This is a genomic window from Planctomycetota bacterium (assembly GCA_038746835.1).
GTDB lineage: Bacteria > Planctomycetota > Phycisphaerae > Tepidisphaerales > Tepidisphaeraceae > JBCDKH01.
In genome coordinates this window covers 25,506-44,179 of sequence record JBCDKH010000007.1, presented here as the reverse complement: position 1 = coordinate 44,179, position 18,674 = coordinate 25,506, and the positions used below count along the sequence as shown (strand labels likewise).

The following is an 18,674-nucleotide window of genomic DNA, read 5'->3' as shown; positions in this document are numbered from 1 at the left end:
GTGAAGCCAGACGCAACCGCTGTCGGCGGTAGGTGGGGGGTGTCGATGCGTCGGTGGCGCGGAGCGTCATCGGGTCGCAAGCGAGTTCCTGATCGGCCGACACGTGCTTGGCCGCGAGCCAGACGAGCGGGTTGAACCAGTGTGCCGCACGCAGGCACGCGAAGGCCAAACGTTGCCACGCGTCGCCACGTCGGACGTGCGCGAGCTCGTGGCGAAGCGTCAGCCGAAGCTCTCTGTCCGACATCAGCTCGGCAGCGTCTGGCAGCAGGATGGCGGATCGGCCGAGCAGCGCTGGCCAAAGCGCCGGCGCGGCAAGGTCGCCCGCACGCCGCAACGTCGGCCGCCGAACGCCGATCGCTTGCGACTCGGACGCAAGCACGTCGATCGTGTGTCCGTCGACGATGACGGGCATCTGCCGAACCCGCCGACGAAAACGCAGGACACGCAGAACGCCCCGGAACGCAATCGCCATCGCCCCGATGAGCCAGAGGCCGATCACGATCGCCGAGAGCGGCAACTTGTTCGATGGGTCGGTCGATGGTCGCGCATTAGCCTGGCTGACTGTCGCGTCGAACCGTTCGACGCCGAACACTGGCAAAGGCTCGGCCTCGCGGACATCGACCTGAACGTCAGCAGGAATCGTGGCAATGGGCGTCGGCAATGTCACCGCCGTCGTCTCTTCGGGCGTCGGCAGCACAGCCACCTGCACCGTCACGGGCAGCGCCAGACGAAGGGCGACGAGCCACCACAGCCAGCCTCGCAATCTCGGCGACAGGCGTGGGCCGAGCAGTCGGCTTGCGACCACAATCGCAACGGCCATCAGGCCGCCTTGCCACGACGCGTGAAGCAGTCCGAGCATCGAGGCGTCGACGTCGATCATGACGAGCCTCCCTTGGCACGACGTTCCGCCGACGCGAGCGCGTCGCGAAGCTGGTCGATCTGGTCCTTGGACAGGTCCGCCTGCTCGACAAGGTGCAACGCCCCCGCCGCCGTGTCGCCGGCGAAGATGCGATCGACGAACGACTTGGCGGCGCGTCGTCGTGCCTGCGTGGGCGAGAGCTTGGCCTGGTAGAGGAACCGACGACGGTCCGACGGGTCGGCCGACGCCTCGACGGCTTCCTTTTCGACGAGTCGGCCCAGCAGCGTCTTGACCGTGGCGATCGCCCAGCCCTGCGCCGGCCGAACTTCCGCGGCCACGGCTTGAGCCGTCGCGACGGTGTCGTCCAGACGCCACAGGGCCGAGAGCACGCGCCACTCGGCGTCGCTGATCGTCGGTTCGTCTTGCGAAGCCGTCATCGATTACACTTGTAAACGATCGGGCCATCGCCTGTCAAGCGACGCTGCCGATTGGCGTGCTAGTCGAGCGACACGACCGACTCGCCTTCGAGCAGATTCGGCGTCTCGGGCTCCAGCAGGAACGGCCCTTCCCAAGCATCGCCACTGGCAAACCAGTCGAAGCAGCGCTGCAGCGCAGGCCGCAGATCGGGCATGTCCAGGCCTGTCACGGCAGGCGTCATGTAGCGCGCCGGCGGCTCGATATTGACCGCCGCCACCGACACGTCCTTCCCGACGACGACGCCCGACTCCCATAGCGCTCGCGACGCACCGACGGCCGCAGGGAACGTCATGCCGATGAACGCCGACGGCAGCGTCTGCCCGCCAGCAACGCGACGACGCACGATCTCGCAGGCGATCGGCATCGGGTCGGCAAAGTCGTGAACCGGCTCGTCGAACAGCTCGACATCCAGGCCGTGCTCGTCGGCAAAGTCGTGCCAGAGGCTCAGTCGGCGCAGGATTTCGGGCGTGTGGTCCTCGGTGCTGATGCAGCCGATGTGCCAGTGTCCCGCGCGGACGAGCCGGTCGAAGACGAGGCGAATGTGGTCGTCGGGGAAGAGTCGGATCGACGCGATCGACTCGTCGCTGAGATCGGCATCGAGCAGGGCGGTTTGGCCGGCCTTGAGACGCGACAGCGTCTGGGTGCCGATGGGCTCGGTGCTCGGTATGACGATGGCGCCGCCGTCAAACTCGAGGGCATCGCGGACGATCGGGTCGTCCCAGTGGACGAACTGGACGGGCCGAAGCGTGAGCCCGCTGGCTTCGGCGGCCGCTGCGACGACGTATCGAAGCCGAAGCAGGTGAGGCGACGCCGCAGACGGGTAGAGCAGCGCGACGGCCGAGCTGGCGGTGCCGGCGGCGCGATCGGGGCTGACGTCGAGCGAACCGTTGGGCCGACGAATGAGGACGCCGCGTTCCAGGAGCATGGAGACGGCTTTTCGGGCCGTCATGTGACTCACGCCCGCGTCCTCGGCGATGCGTCGCTCGCCGGGAATGTCGTTGAGGAGGTAGTCGCCTGCCTCGATGCGACGCTCGATCAGCTCGGCGACGCGGGTAAAGACGGGCGGTCGGGGCACGCCCAGACCCTACTGCGGTCGATTTTCCGCTCTGGCTTTTTCAGTTGACGGCCTGAGATTCTCGAAGTAGGTTTCTGTAACAAGATTGTTCCATCTTACCCGTCGCCTTCCTGCGGAGGACCCATGGTCGACTCGAAACTCACCGGACACGCTCGCCGACACAACGGCTTCACGCTCGTGGAGCTGCTGGTGGTCATCGGCATCATCGCCCTGCTGGTCAGCATCCTGCTGCCAACGCTGTCGCGGGCCAGAGGGTCGGCCAACACCGTCGTCTGCCTGTCGAATCAGCGGCAGATCGGCACGGCGATGATCATGTACACCCAGGCCCACGGCGGCCGGCTGCCGATCAAGTTCTGGAACGGTGACACCAGCCCCAACGGCGAAGGCGCGACCGACTGGGCATGGCTCATTTTGCCCTACTTCTCCAAGGACACCGGCGACACTTACGCCTCCACCGCCAACGGTGGCGGGCCGAAGGAACTGTGGGACATCTACACCGACACCGACACCATCCTCGGCGAGGGCGTCAACGGCAACGACATCATCACCTACGGCGTTCACCCGCAGCTCTTTCGATTCGCACCGGGCCCGCTGGAGCCCAATCAGACGTACAACCCCGCCTTTGCCCAGCCGGGCCAGTCGGATGACGGCAGCAAGCCGTACCTGCTGAGCCGCGTGCCTCGACCGACGGAGATGATGTTGCTGGCCGATGCCGTCCAGATCGGCTCGCTGCTCGGGCCCAACGGGTGGGCGTCATACCAGGACCTTTGGCTTCTGCAGGGCAATGGCACCAGCTACAGCCAGAACTGGGCCACCCTCGAGACCGCGTACAACACGTACATCGAAGGCCCCGACGCCGGATTCAACCGCGACTACGCCACCACAGCCGAGATGCTCGCTGACTCCGGCCCAGACGGGAACGCGGCGTCGATGATTCGCTACCGCCACAACAACAACACCCGCGCCAACCTCCTCTTCGCCGACGGCCACGCCGGTGGCATCCAGTGGCGTCAGCCTGGGCTCGGTGGCAGCGAACTGAAGTTCGAGAACTTCGTGCTGGACGACGTGCGGCAGGGTCTGCTGTTCCGCCAGTAAAGACCGGGCAGTTGTGATTGCTTCGGTAGCCGCGGGTCGATGATCCGCGGCTACTTTCGTCGACGCAGAGCCACGCAGCCAGCGGCGAGGACGAGCAGGCTGCTAGTCGGCTCCGGCACAGTTGAGGACCAGGCATCGAGTGCGGCCGCGTCACCGCCGAAGTTCGCACGGAGCAATCCAAAGTCCTGCAGGTCGACAACGCCGTCGGCATTGAAGTCGCCTCGGCTGTAGTCCGCGACGAAGAGCCCAAAGTTGCTTCGCAGGTTGCCGAAGTCGGCGAGGTCGACCACCCCGTCGCGATTCGCATCGCCGGGGAGGCCGACAGCGGCGTCGAGGGCTTGCCGCGCGGCGATCAGGTCGAACGCCGACAGGGCAGTCGACGCGTCGTCGAGCAGCACCGCGACCTCCGGGCGATCGCCGAACGCCACACGCAAGCTGTAGAGCTCGAACGCCATCGCCAGCGCATCCTCGCCCAAGTCAACGCCGGTGAACTGCTGAACTTCGCTGAGGAAGTCGTAGCCGAACTCGACGGTCGGCTCGAACATGGTGCCCTCACCAAAGTCGTTGAAGGTCGCCAGCTGCACGAGATCGACGTCGTCGCCCGCCAGGTCGATGACGTCGAACGTCGCCGCAAGCGTGTCACGCGAGACGGGAATGTCGAAGCCGATGATGTCGCCGACGCCGCCCTCGGCGTAGAAGTCGTTGAAGCCCGCGTAGGCGACGCCCGCCGCAGTCCCGAGCGTCCGGGCGATGTCGTTCAGGAAGGTCTGTTGCTGCTGGAGGTGATCGTCGAGCGATTCGTCCTCGAAGATCCACGCAAACTCGCCGTCTGACAACGGGCCGACGTCCGGCGATTGGTACCAGAGCGGCAATGTCGTAATCGGCTCGCCGGCTGTCGGCAAGATCGACGACCACGCGGCCGGGTCTTCCATGCCGATCGGACCGAAGATCATCAACAGCGGATCGTCGCCCGGCCCGACGCGGAGGTAGTGCGGCTGGTTGAAGTAGTTCTGCCGAAGATAGTTGATGTTCGCCTGAACGTCGGCCGGCGAGCGGGCAAAGCGATCTTCCAGCACCACGCCGACGTCGAGCCCGAACTGAGCCGCCTTGTCGAAGATCGCGTTCGAGTTGGCCAGCAGCGAAGCGATGTCACCGTTGGAGCCGGCGACGCCGTACCAGTCGAGCAGAAGACCCTCGGCACCGGACAGCTTGGTCAGGAGCAGGTGGTACTCCAGCACGTTCGGATCGCCCGACGCGTAAGGCCCGATCTTCGGGTAGTAGTGGGAGGCGATGTCGCGTCGCCCTTGAGCGTCGACCTGGCTGGGGTCGCGATTGAGGAACTGCCAGTGGTAGCCCCACTCGCCGCCGTTGCTGGCGGGCGTTTCGAACCAGGGCATGTAGTGGAAGTAGACCGGCGGCCGGGCGATTGCCGTCGGAGTGGCGACGACCACGGCGCATGCAGCGATGGCAAACCGCCTCACTGCTCGCCGTCCTCAAGCACCAGTCGTCGCATGAGGAAGAGCGCCGGCTGCGTCATCTGCCCGTGGTTGAAGCCGTCGAGCTCGTAGATCGTCGTGTCCTTGTGGCCGACGACTTGCATCATGCGCCACATGTACGCGTTTTCCTCGTATCGGCCGAAGAGTTCGACGTCGCGATCGCCGGTGATGAGGACGAGCGTGGGCGCGTCAGGCTTGACGTGGAACAGCGGCGACATGTCGTCGATGACCGGCTGCGTGCCGGTGACGCCTTGCTCTTTGCGGACGGTGAAGTGCGTGATCATCTGCCCGCTGAGCGAGATGATGCCGGCCAGGTCGCTGGGCGACTTGTCGTGCGCGGCGAGCCAGCGATCGTCGAGGCCGACCATGGTCGCGAGGTAGCCGCCGGCGGAGGCACCGGTGATGTAGACGCGATCCGGATCGCCGCCGAGGGCTTCGATGTTGTCCAGCACCCACGCCGTCGCTGCAGCAGCGTCTTCGAGGTAGGCGGGAGCCTCTGCCTTGGGATTGAGCCGGTAATCAGCGGCGACGATGGCCATGCCGCTCTTGCGGAGCTCGCCGGGGATGAACCGCTCGCCCGCGGTCAGGCCACCCGCGTGGAACCAGATGACGGTCGGAAACGCCTCGCCCCCTTCGGGCCGGTAGACGTCGAGCCGGCAGCGTTCCTCGGCGTAGTCGTCGGGCGCGTCGTCGCCCCAGTAGCCGATGTCGCGGTCGATGGTGTACGTGACGTCGGCAGACACGGATTGGGCTAGGAACAGCTGGCACGCCAGAAGCGCAACCCACGGCAGGGACCAGAGGCGATGGCTCATCGGATGGATACGGGTCGAGGCTCAGTCGGTGTCGAGTCGGTCCAACGCTGCGCGCGCCCCGGCGACGTTGCGATCGGACAGCATCTGCGCGATGGCGTCCAGTTCGCTCGACGCGACGTTGCCGGCCCGTCGCAGATCCAACAGACGCGCTGGCAGTCGAAGGTCGTCATGCGCGCCGCCATCGAGCAGGCGGTCCTGCAGGATCTCGAGGAACAGGTGGTCGAACTCGCGCGTCGGCTCGATCATCGTGCCCTCGCCGTAGTCGTTCCACGTGACCAGCTGCACGACGCGTCCAGGCGCGGCCAGGGCGGCTTCGAGCGAGGCACGCAGCGTGTCGCCGTCACGGTGGTCGAGCGACTCGAACGGCACGTCGTAAATGTCTTTGAAGCCCGTCACGGCCGCCGGAACAAACTCGCCGCCCTCGGCCATGTCGGCAAAGAGGTCGAGCAATCGCTGCTTGACGACGTCGACAGGCGGATCATTGTCCCACGCGCGGTGGTGGACCCACGCAAACCCGCCATCCGCGTCGACGCCGCGCCACAGATGTTGCAGCGGAATGAACATCGGCCTGGGTGAGACGGCCGACAGACCGACCTCCCAGACGTCGCCCGAGGAGACGTAGATCGGCCCGAAGTTCAGGAACAACGGCCGGTCACCCAGGTGCACGTAGACCGGCGAGGCGAACCAGTTCTCCTGCAGCCACACCAGCGTCTCGGCCAGGTGTTCGCCGATGGCTTCGGACTCGACGTGCCCTTCGTTGACGAGGACTTCGACCGTGCGATCTTCGTAGCAGACGGCGAAGTCGATGCCGAGCTTTTCGCACTGCTCGAAGAGCACCTGCGTGCCGACCTGATTTTCCGGATAGTCGGCCGCCTGTCCGATGCCGTACCAGTCGACGATGACGCCGTCCACGCCGGCAAGGCGCATCTGGAGCAGCTGAGCCTCGACCACGTGTGGGTCGGCGGAGTCGTAGACGTCGATGAGCGGGTAGAAGTGCGAGTAGACGTCGCGTCGTCCGGTGTCATCGATCTGCTCCGGGTCGTGCCGGCCCCAGCCGGTCCAGTGCCCGCCCCAGCCGCCACGCCCGCCGAACTCCTCGGGCGTGCGATGCCAGGGCATGTAGTGCATGAGGACGAGCTTGTCCGTTCGTTTGACGGAGGGCGTGACGTCGGGATCGGCCGCGGTGTGCACGGCAGACGTGGGTTCGGCGTCCGTCGAGACGGCCCCGGAATCGCAGCCGCCCAAAGCGACGGCCACCGAGATCAACGCCGCCTTGAATGGAAGAGCAAGTCGCATGGCAATCCTGGCGAATGGAACGCGTGGTGAAGCGTGTCAGTTGCTGCTGGCGAGCCGCTCAAGGTGCTTGTCAATCTCGTAACCGAGTCCGTCGTGCAGCTTGCGCGCTTCGGCGTAGGCGGTCTTGGCGTTGGTTGCGTCACGCAGCACGTATTGGTGCGACAGGCCGATGTTCAGCCAGGCGGTCGCGCGGAATCGATCGTTGAGGTCCGCGTCCTTCGCGATCACCTCGTACGACTCGATCGCCTCAAGGCCCTTGCCATCAAGTCGGCGTGCGTCGCCCCTCAGCATGTGCAACGTCGGATGGGCCCAGTCGACCTCGTCCAGCTTGAAGGCCTGGTCGAGCGTCCGCTGTGCCGCCCGGAAATCCTCATTGTGCTTGAGGTGGTAGACGGCCTTGACCTGGTACGCGTTGACGTGGCCGACGGGGTGGACGTCGGGCATCGACAGCGCTGCGTCCGCCAGTTCGGCCGCCGTCTCGTAGTCGCGAAGGTCGTACGCCTGAACGAGCGCTCGCTTGCTGAGTGCAATCGCCCGATCGGTGTCGGACTTCGCCGCCTCGCCGGCCTTCTGGTACGCGGACAAAGCGTCGGTGTAGCGCTCTTCTTTCCGCGCATCGTCGCCGCGGCTGATCTCACTGCGGAAGTCGCTTGCCAACGCCTGTCCGACGAAGCCGAACACGCCAACCAGCAGGGCGATCACGAGCACGCGAGATGGGTTCGAGGACAGGTGCGTTGTCATGAGATTTCTCCGAAGACGAAAGGGACATCGCGCGGCGCGGCACCGCACGACTCGGCCTGGTGGCCGAAGCGTCTCTCTCCTGGATCGTGGAGGCCGGGCTCAGGCTCGGCGACGCGTGAGCATCGCACCGAGTCCGAGCAGGCCGAGCGTCGCAGCAGCGGGCTCAGGCACAACAGCGACCGACATCGCGTTCAGGTAACCGTTGCCGCCGTTGGCCCCGGTGAAGGCGAAGTAGATGATGCCGCTCGCGTCGGGTGCGACGTTCGTCAGAACCGCAACTTGGTCCTGGTTGTGATTCGAGTTCACGCCGACGACGAGATCGACCGAGTCGACGACGGTGGTGAAGTCCGTGTCGGTGTAGGTCGCGTAGCGGGTCGTGTTGTCGTTGTTGAACTTGTGCGACCCGTAAAACGTGAGCGTGTACGTCAGCGACGGGTCAAGGCCCTGAAGCTGCCAGCCGGCATTTGAGTAGTAGTCGTAGACGGCCTCGTTGGCACCGAGCAGGCCGAGGGCTCCGTCGTCGTAGACGGTTGCGGCCGGGTCTTGCGTTGCGCCGGAGGGACCGTTGAAGTAGTCAGAGCCGAGCGAGCCGCCTCCGACGAAGCTGGAGTCGAAGCCGATGTCGATCGTCGTCGCGTTGCCGTCGGCGTCGGGAAGGTTGGAGTAGAAGTCGCCGGTCCAGACACTCGTCCAGAAGTTGCCGTCGGCATCAGGCGAGGGCGTCGAGACGCCGCGGAAGCTGTCGTCGTTGCCAAAATCGATGAGCACCGGCGAGGCCGAGGCAGCAGAGACGAGCGTCGCCGTGGCGGACGCAGCGAGAAGCAGAAAACGTGGGTTGGACATTGGGTTCCTCCGGAATGCAGCAGGACATCTGCCGCTCCCGCAAGATACTCCAGTTTCTAGCACGGTCAAGCTCTATTTTCAGCGTTTGCGAGCAGCTCACCGACTTTGTCGGCCTGTTCGGCTGCAGAAGCTGCACCATCGAGCCAGAGCGTCTGCTGGAATCGACGGAACCACGTCATCTGCCGCTTGGCGAGCTGACGCGTCTTGATCTTGATCTGCTCCGCCGCGTCGGCCAGCGACATCCGATCCTGAGCCACGAGCGACAGGAGGCGATACCCGGCGGCCTCGCGGGCGGTCGGACCGAGATGGCCGTGACGATCGAGCAGCGCCTCGACTTCAGCGGGCCAGCCGTCGGCGATCATTTGTTTCGTTCGCGCGTTGATCCGGCGGTTGAGTTCCTCGCGCGGCCAGGCCATGCCGAAGCGAACGGTTTCGACGCGGTCCGGGCCCTCTTCCCACTGACGCTGCAATTCGCTGATCGGCCGGCCGGTGAGGCGATGGACTTCCAGCGCTCGCACGACGCGACGACGATTGTGCGGATGCAGCCGGCCGGCGGAGACCGGATCGACCTCGGCGAGCTTCGCGTGGACCTCGTCGTCGCTGAGTGGGTCGAGCTCTCGACGGATCGCCTCGTCGCCCGCGGGACCATCGAACAGGCCGCGGACCAAAGCCTGGTGATAGAGCGGCGTTCCACCGACGGCGATGACGGGTTGGTCTGTCTCTGCCAGCACGCGATCCGCAACATCGAGCCACTGCCGGACCGTGAACGCTTCGGTCGGATCGACGAGGTCCAGTCCCTCGTGCGGGACCGACGCTCGTTCCTCGGCTGACGGCTTGGCGGTGCCGATGTCCATGCCGCGGTAGACGGTCATCGAGTCGACTGCCAGCACGATCCCATCGAGACGTTTGGCCACTTCCATGGCCAGCGCAGACTTCCCGCTTGCGGTGGGGCCGAAGATCTGCACGACGGGCGGCACGCCGCATCGTTGGCCGGCTGCCAACGCGGCAACGCATGCCAAATCTGCAGCCGTTTCTCGCCGCAGACCTCGTTTGCAGCGAGCCAGTGAGGTTCGACGTCTGGCACGACCGTTGTTCACTGACTCGGCGACGATTGATTCGCGGCGGGACAGCCGCACAACGACCCCCTTTTCCAAAGGACCTTTTCACTATGGCACTGCCCACCACCATCCAGCGACATCGCGGCAATGACGTCTTCGTCGACATGCAACGCGAGTTCGACACGATGCTCGGCCGATTCTTCGGCCAAACCCCGCAGACGACCAACGGCCGGCGCAGCGCGCCCTACGCGGTCGACATTCACGAGGACGAGAACGCCCTCTACTTCGAGGCCGAACTTCCCGGCTTTTCCAAGGAGCACATCGACGTCACGGTCGACAACAGCGTGCTGACGGTCACGGCCGAACGTTCGCCCGCGACGAGTGACGACGACAAGCGAGAGACGCTGCTCAACGAGCGTCGGTACACCTATTTCAGCCGCAGCTTCAGCCTGCCGCAAACCGTCGCGACGGACAACGTCGAGGCCAAGCTCGACGCGGGCGTTCTCTACTTGAAGCTTGCGAAGAAGGAAGAGACCAAGCCGCGCAAAATCACGGTCTCGTAAACGAGTTGACAATTCGCTTCTTCACGCCCGGCCATTCGAAAGAACGGCCCGGGCGTTTCTCTGCAGTTGCGGAAGCTTCACGCGTCGCATCGCCGACTTGCGTGTGGCCGAGCGGAAGTCGTCGGGTGTCCAACGCAGCACGGCTTCCGCGTCGAGCGTGCCGGACTCGAAGCCGGGCCGGGGCTGGACGAGCGGGTCCGTCGCCGGGGCGGCCTTGCGGTTCCAGGGGCAGACTTCCTGGCAGATGTCGCAGCCGAAGAGCCAGCCGTGGGGATCGCCCGGCAGGTCATCGCCGCGATGTTCGATGGTCCACGTGCTGATGCAGCGTCGCGGGTCGATCTGGTAGGGCGTGAGCGCGTCGGTCGGGCAGGCGTCGATGCACGCGTTGCAGGTTCCGCAGCGGTTCGTTGCTTGCGCGTCGCCAGCGAGGTCGGCGGTGGTCAGGATTTCGCCGAGGAGCAGGTAGCTGCCGAGCGTCGTACTCAGGGCGAGTCGGTTCTTGCCCTGCCAGGCGATGCCACTTCGCGCGGCCCACTCGCTTTCGAGCACCGGGGCCGTGTCGACGCAGACGCGCGTCTCGCAGGGCGTCTCCGTTCGCAGCCAGTCGGCGAGGGTGAAGAGCCGGTTTTTGAGGTGGTCGTGGTAGTCGATGCCGAGGGCATAGCGGGCGACTTTGCCCTCCGTCATCCCGAGCTTGTCGAGGGACCTCGTCTGATCGTCGGACGGCAGGCGAGGTCCTTCGACTCGCTCCGCTCGCTCAGGATGACGGAGCGGCACGTTGTAGCTGGTGGCGACGACGATGATCGAGCGTGCACCCGGCAGGTACGTGCGTGGGTCGAGGCGTTCGTCGCGCCGATTGGCGAGCCATGCCATGTCGCCGTGGCGGCCTTGCTGGAAGAACTGGTGGACGTAGTCGGCGTGTTGGGTCTCGCCGGCCGAGGCGATGCCGCAGGCGTCGAAACCGAGATCGCTCGCCCGCTCCTTGACCGCGGCCGCGAGTCGGAGCGACGCGATCATTCCGACGTCGTCCGGCGGAGGGCTTCCTTCTTCATCGCGTCGCCCAGCACGTTGTTCTGGCGACACAGCTTCACCGCCCAGTACATCGCCTTGGCCTCTTCGTCGGCCGGTACCGGCTCGAGGTCGAGCGGCTTGCCTTCGCCTTCGAGGTTGTTGAACTTCCCCTCGTCCATTGCCTGCTCGATGCGGCGATCGGCGATGCGACGCAGGGCGGCTCCGAGGTCGACGTTGCGGAGATCCATCGGGAGCGATCGTAACGCGTCAGACCTCGCGAGTGGTCCACTTTCCCGAGTAGAAGCGACCGGCGAGGAGCAGGCCGCGGCTCATCAGGTCGATCGCGAGGACCGCCCAGACGGCGATCAGGCCGAAGCCGAAGACGTTGACGACGAGCAGGGCACCCGTCATTCGCAGGACGATCGCGCTGCCGAGGTTGCGCGTCATGACGGCCGTCGTGTCGCCGGCACCGCGGAGCGCGCCGCCGTAGATCATCATCGCCGCGAAGCCGATCTGGGCGAAGCCGACGACGCGCAGCGCCTTGGCCGATTGCTCGACAATCTCCGGCTCACTGGCGATCAGCCCGCACAGGAAGTGCGGCACGGCCACGAACAACACGCCACACCCGACCATGAACCCGCCGCCGACCACGAAGGCGACGGTGCCGCTCCGCATCGCCTCGGTCGGATTGCGGCGGCCCAGTGCCTGCCCGACCATCGTCGCGGCCGCGGTGCTGATGGCGAAGCCGGTCATGTAACTCAACGCCTCGACGCGGACGACGACGTTGTGGGCGGCACCAGCGACGTCGCCCAGCGTGCCGACGAGGTAGAGGACGACGAAGTTGGCACCCCAGAAGGTGAGCCCCTCGAACATGCTCGGCAGGCCGACCTTCAAGACGCGGCGGATGACCGACACGTGCGGGCGGAGCCGGTGGAGGTAGAGCTTGAGGCCCGTCGAGCTGCCGCGGATCAGAACGGCCGCGACGACAAACGCCCCGCCGGAGTAGGCGATGGCCGTGCCCCAGGCGATGCCGTCGAAGCCCATCGCCGGCAGCGGACCCCAGCCGTAGACCAGGCCGAAGCTGAGCCCGATGTTCACGAGATCGATGACGATCATCGCGATGGCGGGCGTGAGCGTGTCGCCGGCCCCACGCAGGCAGGCGTTGCCGACGAACGTGAAGACCGCCAGCGGCACGCCAAAGCCCAGGATCCAGAGGTACTGCGTGATGTACGCCTGCGTCTGCGGGTTCTCGAGCCCGAACCATCCGCCCGCCGGCCCGGCGAGGACGAGCAGCAGCGTCGCCAGGACGAGCCCGACAGACCCGGCCAGCAGGAACGACTGCCCGGTCGCGGCATTGGCGGTGCGACGGTCGTTTGCACCAGTCGCTCGGCTAATGAGCGCGGTCGAGCCGGTCGCGACGGAGCCGGTCATGAGCCCGATGAACCAGAGCACGTAGGTCGTCGCCCCCACGGCCGCGGCGGCGGGCTTGTCGAGCTGGTTGGCGAGATAGGTGTCGGTGAGGCCGACGAAGATGTGCAGCAGGTTCTCGACCGCGATCGGCAGCCCCAGGACCAGCAGGCGCTTCGTCAGCTGCCCGAACGACGGCGTGGTGTCCGGCGTGCTGCTCGAGATGTTGCTCGCCTCCCGCAGCACGTCGCCAGCGTAGCGCGTGGTGCAGGTCGGGTTTCGGAACCACGACAAGCAATCAATCCGTCATTCCGAGCGCAGCCGAGGGACCTCGCCTGGATTCGCGCAACGGTCAGACGAGGTCCTTCGACTCGCTGCGCTCGCTCAGGATGACGAAGTAGGAACGAATATCAGGTCCGCTCCGCGGCTGCGGGTGGTGCTCGGAAGGAACACATCGTGCTCGGGCTGCTCCGGACGATCGAGTCGCCAGACGACCAGCCGCTCGCGATCGGCGGTGATGGCCGCAACACAACCGGCCGACGCCGCGACTTCTGCGAAGCCGGAGTACGGCGACTGGTACTCGACCACGACGTCGTCCTCGACACCGGCCACCGCGATCGGCCCGTCCTTCAGGCAGGCGGCGATGCGGATGTCGCCGACGAACGGAACCAGACCTGCACTTGCTAAGTCCGTCCCGAACCTTGTGCGCTCCTGCCACCGAACATCCACTTCTTCGAGGTCTTCTGCATCAGACACAACGGCCTCAATCACTTCACCTCGCGCGAGAGTGAGCAACGGGTGCGGACGAAGCGGCACCCGCGTCGAGAAGAACCTGACAGCCTGTGCGGAAGGCCCGCCAACCGGGAGTGTGTAGTGCCCCGAACCTGTGTATGCGATCTCGACGCCGGCGTCGGCGACCAGCATCGCCCAGTCGCCAGCTGGTGCCGCGACGAACTTCGATTCCCGGTGGTGTCCATCGACGAACTGGAGGCGCTTCAGCGGCGGCAGCGGAGCGCTGAGCCCGCGGATGAGCAGGCACTCCGCACCGCGTTCGGTGTGCGTCATCCAGAGCCAGCACGTGCCGTCACCGTTGGCGATCAGGTCGATGCTCCCAAAGCCACGACCGCTTCCCTCGTTGGGCAGGATCGACGGCACTTCACCCGCCGCGTCCGGAACGTCCACCGGCTGGAGCGTCACGCCGTCCCGACACCCGCATGCAACGATCGGCCGGCCTGACACTTCCGCGAACGCCAGCCGGCGGATCGGACCGAGACTCCCGCCGGCGGCGGCGAAGACGGTGAGCTGGTCGCCGTGCAACTCGTACAACGCCGAACCCGCGGCGACGAAGAGGCGGCTCGTGTCACGCTCGGCCTCGCCTTCGATGAGCTTCATCAACGTCGGCCGACGATCCGCCTCGGGCAGGCCCATCAGAAGCTTGCCGGGCGGGACGTCGGGGTGCTTCTGACGCAGCTCGTGGAAGGCCGCCACCAGCGACGCCGCGTGGCCCTCGGCCCGCTTCGCGGCCTCGGCGGCCTCGGCCATGGCAGACTGTTCCTCGAACGCAGGCGACGACGCCTTCACGCGGATCGGTCCGGTCTCCATACCGAAGCGAAACAGGAACGCGCGGATCGCCTTGGCGAACGCCTCGATCGGCGGCTCGGCCTGCCATGCCTCGACGTCGGCTGGTTCCAGCGACTGCGTGACGCTCGCCAGTGCACGCTCGGCGTCTGGCCGAAGGGCTTCGATCGCCTCTTCCGCGCTGTGCATGCCGACGAATGCGCCGGCGAACGCGGCATCGTCGATCTCGCTTCGCCGACGCTGCGGCTGGAGTGAGATGGTGAACCGAACCTCGTACCCGTCCAGACTCGTCGCCGAGCCGGCGTCGATCGACGTCGCGTCGATGTCGGGTGGTGGCGGCACGGCGCTCATCGTATCGCGGGAGTCGCTCGCTGAAACGCAAAGTCGCAAAGGAGCGAAGAACCGCAAAGAGCAGAAGAGAGGAAGACGCGACGAGAAAAAATCTCTGACTTTGCGTTCCTTCGTCTCTTTGCGCCTTTGCGTTTTACAGACTGCCTGCTATGTTTCCCGCCCCGTGTCGCGGATAGCTGTCACAATGTGGAAAGGCTCATGCCAGGAATTACTGGCTGGTGGTCTGTTTCGCAATGACTGCATCGTGATCTGACGGGACCTTTCTCCGCGAGCCTTCCCGGCCGCCTGCGACCCGTCGGACGAATCCGACCCGTCGCAGGCGGCCGATCTCGTTTTAGGAAAAGGAGGCTCTTCCCATGAAGGAGAAGGCCATCATCAAGATGGGCGTGCCGGCCGAGCTGGTGCCCCGTGTTCGGCAGCGGATCAAGCAGCTCGCCCGCGAGGGCGTGTTCGACGGCCGCGATGCCAAGGGCCACGTCTGGCGTCTCGTCAACAAGCCCGACGAGCTGACGGCTGACGCGCACTGGAGCGACCTGGCACCGGTGTTCGTCGAGCTGAAGGAGGCCCACGAGCGGCTCCACCCGTTCACGCCACGCGAGACCCCGGCCGACATCGCCATCTGGGGCGAAGGCCTCGACGCCAACGCTCTGGAGCAGATGGACCGCGCCGCGACGCTGCCCGTGGCCGTGCGTGGTGCGCTCATGCCCGACGCCCACCTCGGCTACGGCCTGCCGATCGGCGGGGTGCTGGCGGTCAAGAACGCGGTCATCCCGTATGCGGTCGGCGTCGACATCGCTTGCCGTATGAGGCTGTCGGTCTACGACCTGCCCGGCGAGCGGCTCGAAGGGCTTCGCGAGAAGCTCAAGAACGCCATCGAGTCCGAGACGCGCTTCGGTACCGGGGCCGTGTTCAAGGAGCCCAACGACCACGACGTCCTTGACGCCGACTGGTCCGTGAGCCCGGTGACGGAGAAGTTCAAGACGAAGGCGCGCAAGCAGCTCGGCACGAGCGGCAGCGGGAACCACTTCGTCGAGTTCGGAACCGTCACCCTCGTCGCACCCGACCTCGGCCTGCCCGCGGGCACGTACCTCGCGCTCCTGTCGCACTCGGGCAGCCGTGGAACCGGGGCCATGGTCTGCGAGCACTACAGCCGCATCGCGATGGATCGGCACCCGGAGCTTCCAAAGCAGCTCAAGCACCTGTCGTGGCTCGACCTCGACAGCGAGGCGGGGGCCGAGTACTTCGCGGCGATGAACCTCATGGGCGACTACGCGGCCGCCAACCACGAGGTCATCCACAAGCGGGTCGCCAAGGCGGCGGGCCTGAAGATCGCGGCGACGGTGGAGAACCACCACAACTTCGCCTGGCTCGAAGAGCACGACGGCGAAGAGGTGGTCGTCCACCGAAAGGGCGCAACCCCGGCCGGCGGGGGCGTTCTGGGCGTCATCCCCGGCTCGATGGCCACGCCCGGCTACGTCGTCCGCGGCCGTGGCAAGCCCGAGTCGCTCACGTCCGCCAGCCACGGTGCCGGCCGGGTGATGAGCCGGCGTCAGGCGCAGTCCAAGTTCCGCTGGAGTCACGTCAAGCCGCAGCTGGACGAGGCGAACGTGGAGCTGATGAGTGCCGGCCTCGACGAGGTGCCGGGCGTCTACAAGGACATCGAAGCGGTCATGGCCGCCCAGACCGACCTTGTGGACGTGGTCGCCCGGTTCGACCCGCGCATCGTGAAGATGGCCCCCGCCGGCGAGAAGGCGGAGGACTGACTGGCCGGGTCGCGACATCTGTCGCGGCCCGGTTTGTCATTGTTTTGCTTTAGACGATGCAAGGCGTTGGCAGTCAGTGCGTCTTTAGTACAGTCGGGACGGCGCTCGCTGAAAATGCCCGTCGGCCTCTGCCTCCCGCACCGAGAGTGTCTTTGGGATGACTCGTAACGCACCCCAACCCGACTCGCTCAGCCCGCCGGGTCGGCTGCGCGTGTTCGTCGCCGGGTCATCGGCAGCGCGGGCGGCATCGGTGGCGGTCGGGCAAGCTTTGAACGGCGACAGCGGTTTTGCCGTTGCTGTTATCGACATTCTCGAACAACCTGCAGTGGCCGACGAGGCGCGAGTCCTCGCCACGCCGCTGCTGGAGCTGACGCTGGTTCAGCCGGGCGGTGCGGTGTTGGGCGTGCGTCGCTTCGTGGGCGGCTTGACGGATCCCGTCAAGCTCCGATCCGCCGTCCAGCACGCCGCCGCCATGGCAGGAGCCGACACCCACGGCGACGCCGGCACTCCGGCCGCTGGCGGCTCCTCCGCACCAAACTCTTCGAGACTGCACTCTCCATGAGCGATCCCGCCGCGACAGCTTCCGACGACAACCCCGCGCGTACCCCGCGCGACGGTGCCGGCGGCGACGCGTCGTACTACCAGGGCTTCTTCTCCACGCCCGGACGCCACCAGGACGGCACCGAACGCACGCCCAGCGGCATCGCCGGCCTCGACGAGCTCCTAGGCGGCGGCATGCCGGTCGGACGGGCGATCCTCATCGCCGGGACGGCCGGCACAGGAAAGACGCTCGCGGCAATCCACTTCGCACTCGACGGCGCAGCCGAGGCCGACTCGGCGGCGGTCTTCGTCAGCTTCGAAGAGTCCAGCGACCAGCTGCGTCGCACCATCGCCAGCCTCGGCCGGGACGCCAAGAAGGCCGAAGACGGCGGAAAGCTCATCCTGCTCGACGTCCTGCCGTCGCACCTCGAAGGCGGCGAGGCGGTCCAGGACATGCCCGACAAGCACGACGGCGGCGGCGACGTCGTGCTGGACGACTCGTTCGACCTAGCCGGTCTGCTCGCGCGCATCGTCAACGCCGCTCAGAAGATCAACGCCGACCGCGTCGTGATCGACTCGCTTGCCGGACTCGCCGCCAACTTCGTCAGCAGCGAGCGACACAGCGGCGACCGCTTCGACCCGAATCTGGCACTTCGTCCGCCGCTCCGGCAGCTCATCGAAGGCCTCAAGCGCGCCGGGCTGACTGTCCTGCTCACCGGCGAACGCTCCGGAGACGACGGCCCCGTCAGCCGATTCGGCCTCGACGAGTTCATCACCGACGGCGTGCTGCTGTTCCGCAACAACCGCTACGGCGAGCGACGTCGACGCAGCGTCGAGATCAAGAAGCTCCGCAGTTGCGCCCACGTCGAGGGCGAGAGTCCCTTCGTCATCCGTGCCGGACGAGGCATCAGCGTGCTGGGCATCTCGACGATGCAGCTGACACAAGGTTCGGGCGTCGAGCGCACGACGACCGGCGTGCCCGAGCTGGACCGCATGACCGACGGCGGACTCTTCCGCGACTCGGTCGTCCTCATCAGCGGCGCGACGGGCCTGGGCAAAACGCTCCTGTGCAACCACTTCGTCATGGGCGGAGCCAACGCCGGCGAGAAGTCGATGTTCCTCGCGTTCGAAGAAAGCCGCGAGCAGGTCTTCCGCAACGCCGCCGCCTTCGGGCTCGACCTCAAAGAGGCCGAGCGGAGCGGCAAGATCGTGCTCGAGAGCCTGTATCCGGAGGCGCTCGGCATGGAGGAACACTTGCTCCGCATCCAGGAAGTCGTCAGGCGAGAACAGCCGCGACGCTTGGTGATCGACTCGCTGTCGGCCCTGGAACGCATCGGGCCACAGTTCGCGTTTCGCCAGTTTCTCATCGGCCTGGCAGCCTTCGTGAAGCAGAACCGCGTGACCACCGTCCTGACGGCCGGCGGTGGAAGCCTGGGCGACGAGGTGAGCATCAGCGAGCAGCACATCAGCACGCTCAACGACACGATCATCATGCTCCGCTACATCGACACGCAGGGTCGCATGGAGCGCGCCCTGACGCTGCTCAAGATGCGCGGCAGCATGCACGCGCGCGAGCACCGCCGCTACCGTATTACCGACTCGGGCATGGTCCTGGCTGGACCCAAGGGTGACATCAACCGGCTTCGTACGGGCGAGGCCATGACCTCAGACGTCTCGGACATCGACCCGACCAGCGACCTCGACTGACG

18 protein-coding genes are annotated in these 18,674 nt (G+C 66.2%); 5 read left to right on the top strand and 13 right to left on the bottom strand.

What is annotated here, in order from left to right; all coding sequences use genetic code 11:
- From AAGI46_01880 to AAGI46_01870, 3 genes are all read right to left on the bottom strand, one after another.
- Positions 1-880 (bottom strand): M56 family metallopeptidase (locus AAGI46_01880; GenBank protein ID MEM1010951.1); only part of this gene is annotated, 880 nt, incomplete at its 3' end.
- Complete coding sequence (locus AAGI46_01875; GenBank protein ID MEM1010950.1) at positions 877-1,296, bottom strand: BlaI/MecI/CopY family transcriptional regulator; 420 nt, start codon at positions 1,294-1,296, stop codon at positions 877-879. The genes AAGI46_01880 and AAGI46_01875, both read right to left, overlap by 4 nt.
- A gap of 59 nt (positions 1,297-1,355) precedes the next feature.
- Positions 1,356-2,411: a substrate-binding domain-containing protein gene (locus AAGI46_01870; protein ID MEM1010949.1), complete on the bottom strand. Its 1,056-nt coding sequence runs from the start codon at positions 2,409-2,411 to the stop codon at positions 1,356-1,358.
- A gap of 123 nt (positions 2,412-2,534) precedes the next feature.
- On the opposite strand from AAGI46_01870, the gene AAGI46_01865 reads away from it, so the two are divergent.
- A complete protein-coding gene (locus AAGI46_01865) occupies positions 2,535-3,506 on the top strand; it encodes a prepilin-type N-terminal cleavage/methylation domain-containing protein (GenBank protein MEM1010948.1) in 972 nt (323 codons plus the stop codon).
- 50 nt (positions 3,507-3,556) lie between these two features.
- Here AAGI46_01865 and AAGI46_01860 read toward each other — a convergent pair whose 3' ends face one another.
- The 6 genes from AAGI46_01860 to miaA all read right to left on the bottom strand — a co-directional run bounded on the left by AAGI46_01860 (position 3,557) and on the right by miaA (position 9,671).
- Positions 3,557-4,957 carry a PEP-CTERM sorting domain-containing protein gene (locus AAGI46_01860; protein MEM1010947.1) on the bottom strand — a complete coding sequence of 467 codons (1,401 nt, stop codon included), beginning with the start codon at positions 4,955-4,957 and terminating at the stop codon, positions 3,557-3,559.
- Positions 4,958-4,983: 26 nt separating this feature from the next.
- Positions 4,984-5,745, bottom strand: a complete 762-nt coding sequence (locus AAGI46_01855; GenBank protein MEM1010946.1) for an alpha/beta hydrolase fold domain-containing protein — start codon at positions 5,743-5,745, stop codon at positions 4,984-4,986.
- Positions 5,746-5,835: 90 nt separating this feature from the next.
- Entirely contained in the window at positions 5,836-7,110 is a 1,275-nt protein-coding gene (locus AAGI46_01850) for a hypothetical protein (GenBank protein ID MEM1010945.1), read from the bottom strand.
- A gap of 36 nt (positions 7,111-7,146) precedes the next feature.
- Complete coding sequence (locus AAGI46_01845; GenBank protein MEM1010944.1) at positions 7,147-7,851, bottom strand: hypothetical protein; 705 nt, start codon at positions 7,849-7,851, stop codon at positions 7,147-7,149.
- Positions 7,852-7,950: 99 nt separating this feature from the next.
- On the bottom strand, positions 7,951-8,694 hold the full coding sequence (locus AAGI46_01840) for a hypothetical protein (protein MEM1010943.1): 744 nt from the start codon (positions 8,692-8,694) through the stop codon (positions 7,951-7,953).
- Between the two features lie 65 nt (positions 8,695-8,759).
- Positions 8,760-9,671 carry a tRNA (adenosine(37)-N6)-dimethylallyltransferase MiaA gene (miaA, locus tag AAGI46_01835; protein MEM1010942.1) on the bottom strand — a complete coding sequence of 304 codons (912 nt, stop codon included), beginning with the start codon at positions 9,669-9,671 and terminating at the stop codon, positions 8,760-8,762.
- Positions 9,672-9,862: 191 nt separating this feature from the next.
- Here miaA and AAGI46_01830 point away from each other — a divergent pair, with 191 nt between their 5' ends.
- Positions 9,863-10,315, top strand: a complete 453-nt coding sequence (locus tag AAGI46_01830; GenBank protein ID MEM1010941.1) for an Hsp20/alpha crystallin family protein — start codon at positions 9,863-9,865, stop codon at positions 10,313-10,315.
- 21 nt (positions 10,316-10,336) lie between these two features.
- Here the strand turns inward: AAGI46_01830 and queG are convergent, their stop codons facing one another.
- From queG to AAGI46_01810, 4 genes are all read right to left on the bottom strand, one after another.
- A complete protein-coding gene (queG, locus tag AAGI46_01825; protein ID MEM1010940.1) occupies positions 10,337-11,332 on the bottom strand; it encodes a tRNA epoxyqueuosine(34) reductase QueG in 996 nt (331 codons plus the stop codon).
- On the bottom strand, positions 11,329-11,574 hold the full coding sequence (locus AAGI46_01820; GenBank protein ID MEM1010939.1) for a DnaJ family domain-containing protein: 246 nt from the start codon (positions 11,572-11,574) through the stop codon (positions 11,329-11,331). Before AAGI46_01820 ends, queG begins: the two co-directional genes overlap by 4 nt.
- 19 nt (positions 11,575-11,593) lie before the next feature.
- The gene (locus tag AAGI46_01815; GenBank protein MEM1010938.1) at positions 11,594-13,027 is read right to left on the bottom strand and encodes an MATE family efflux transporter; all 1,434 of its coding nucleotides are present in this window, start codon (positions 13,025-13,027) and stop codon (positions 11,594-11,596) included.
- Between the two features lie 90 nt (positions 13,028-13,117).
- Positions 13,118-14,653: a hypothetical protein gene (locus AAGI46_01810; GenBank protein ID MEM1010937.1), complete on the bottom strand. Its 1,536-nt coding sequence runs from the start codon at positions 14,651-14,653 to the stop codon at positions 13,118-13,120.
- A gap of 365 nt (positions 14,654-15,018) precedes the next feature.
- Here AAGI46_01810 and AAGI46_01805 point away from each other — a divergent pair, with 365 nt between their 5' ends.
- The 3 genes from AAGI46_01805 to kaiC all read left to right on the top strand — a co-directional run bounded on the left by AAGI46_01805 (position 15,019) and on the right by kaiC (position 18,672).
- Positions 15,019-16,425, top strand: coding sequence for an RtcB family protein (locus tag AAGI46_01805; protein MEM1010936.1), 1,407 nt, complete (start codon positions 15,019-15,021; stop codon positions 16,423-16,425).
- A gap of 157 nt (positions 16,426-16,582) precedes the next feature.
- A complete protein-coding gene (locus AAGI46_01800) occupies positions 16,583-16,987 on the top strand; it encodes a hypothetical protein (protein MEM1010935.1) in 405 nt (134 codons plus the stop codon).
- A complete protein-coding gene (kaiC, locus tag AAGI46_01795) occupies positions 16,984-18,672 on the top strand; it encodes a circadian clock protein KaiC (protein MEM1010934.1) in 1,689 nt (562 codons plus the stop codon). The genes AAGI46_01800 and kaiC overlap by 4 nt, the downstream gene beginning before the upstream one ends.
- The last annotated feature ends 2 nt before the right edge of the window (positions 18,673-18,674 follow it).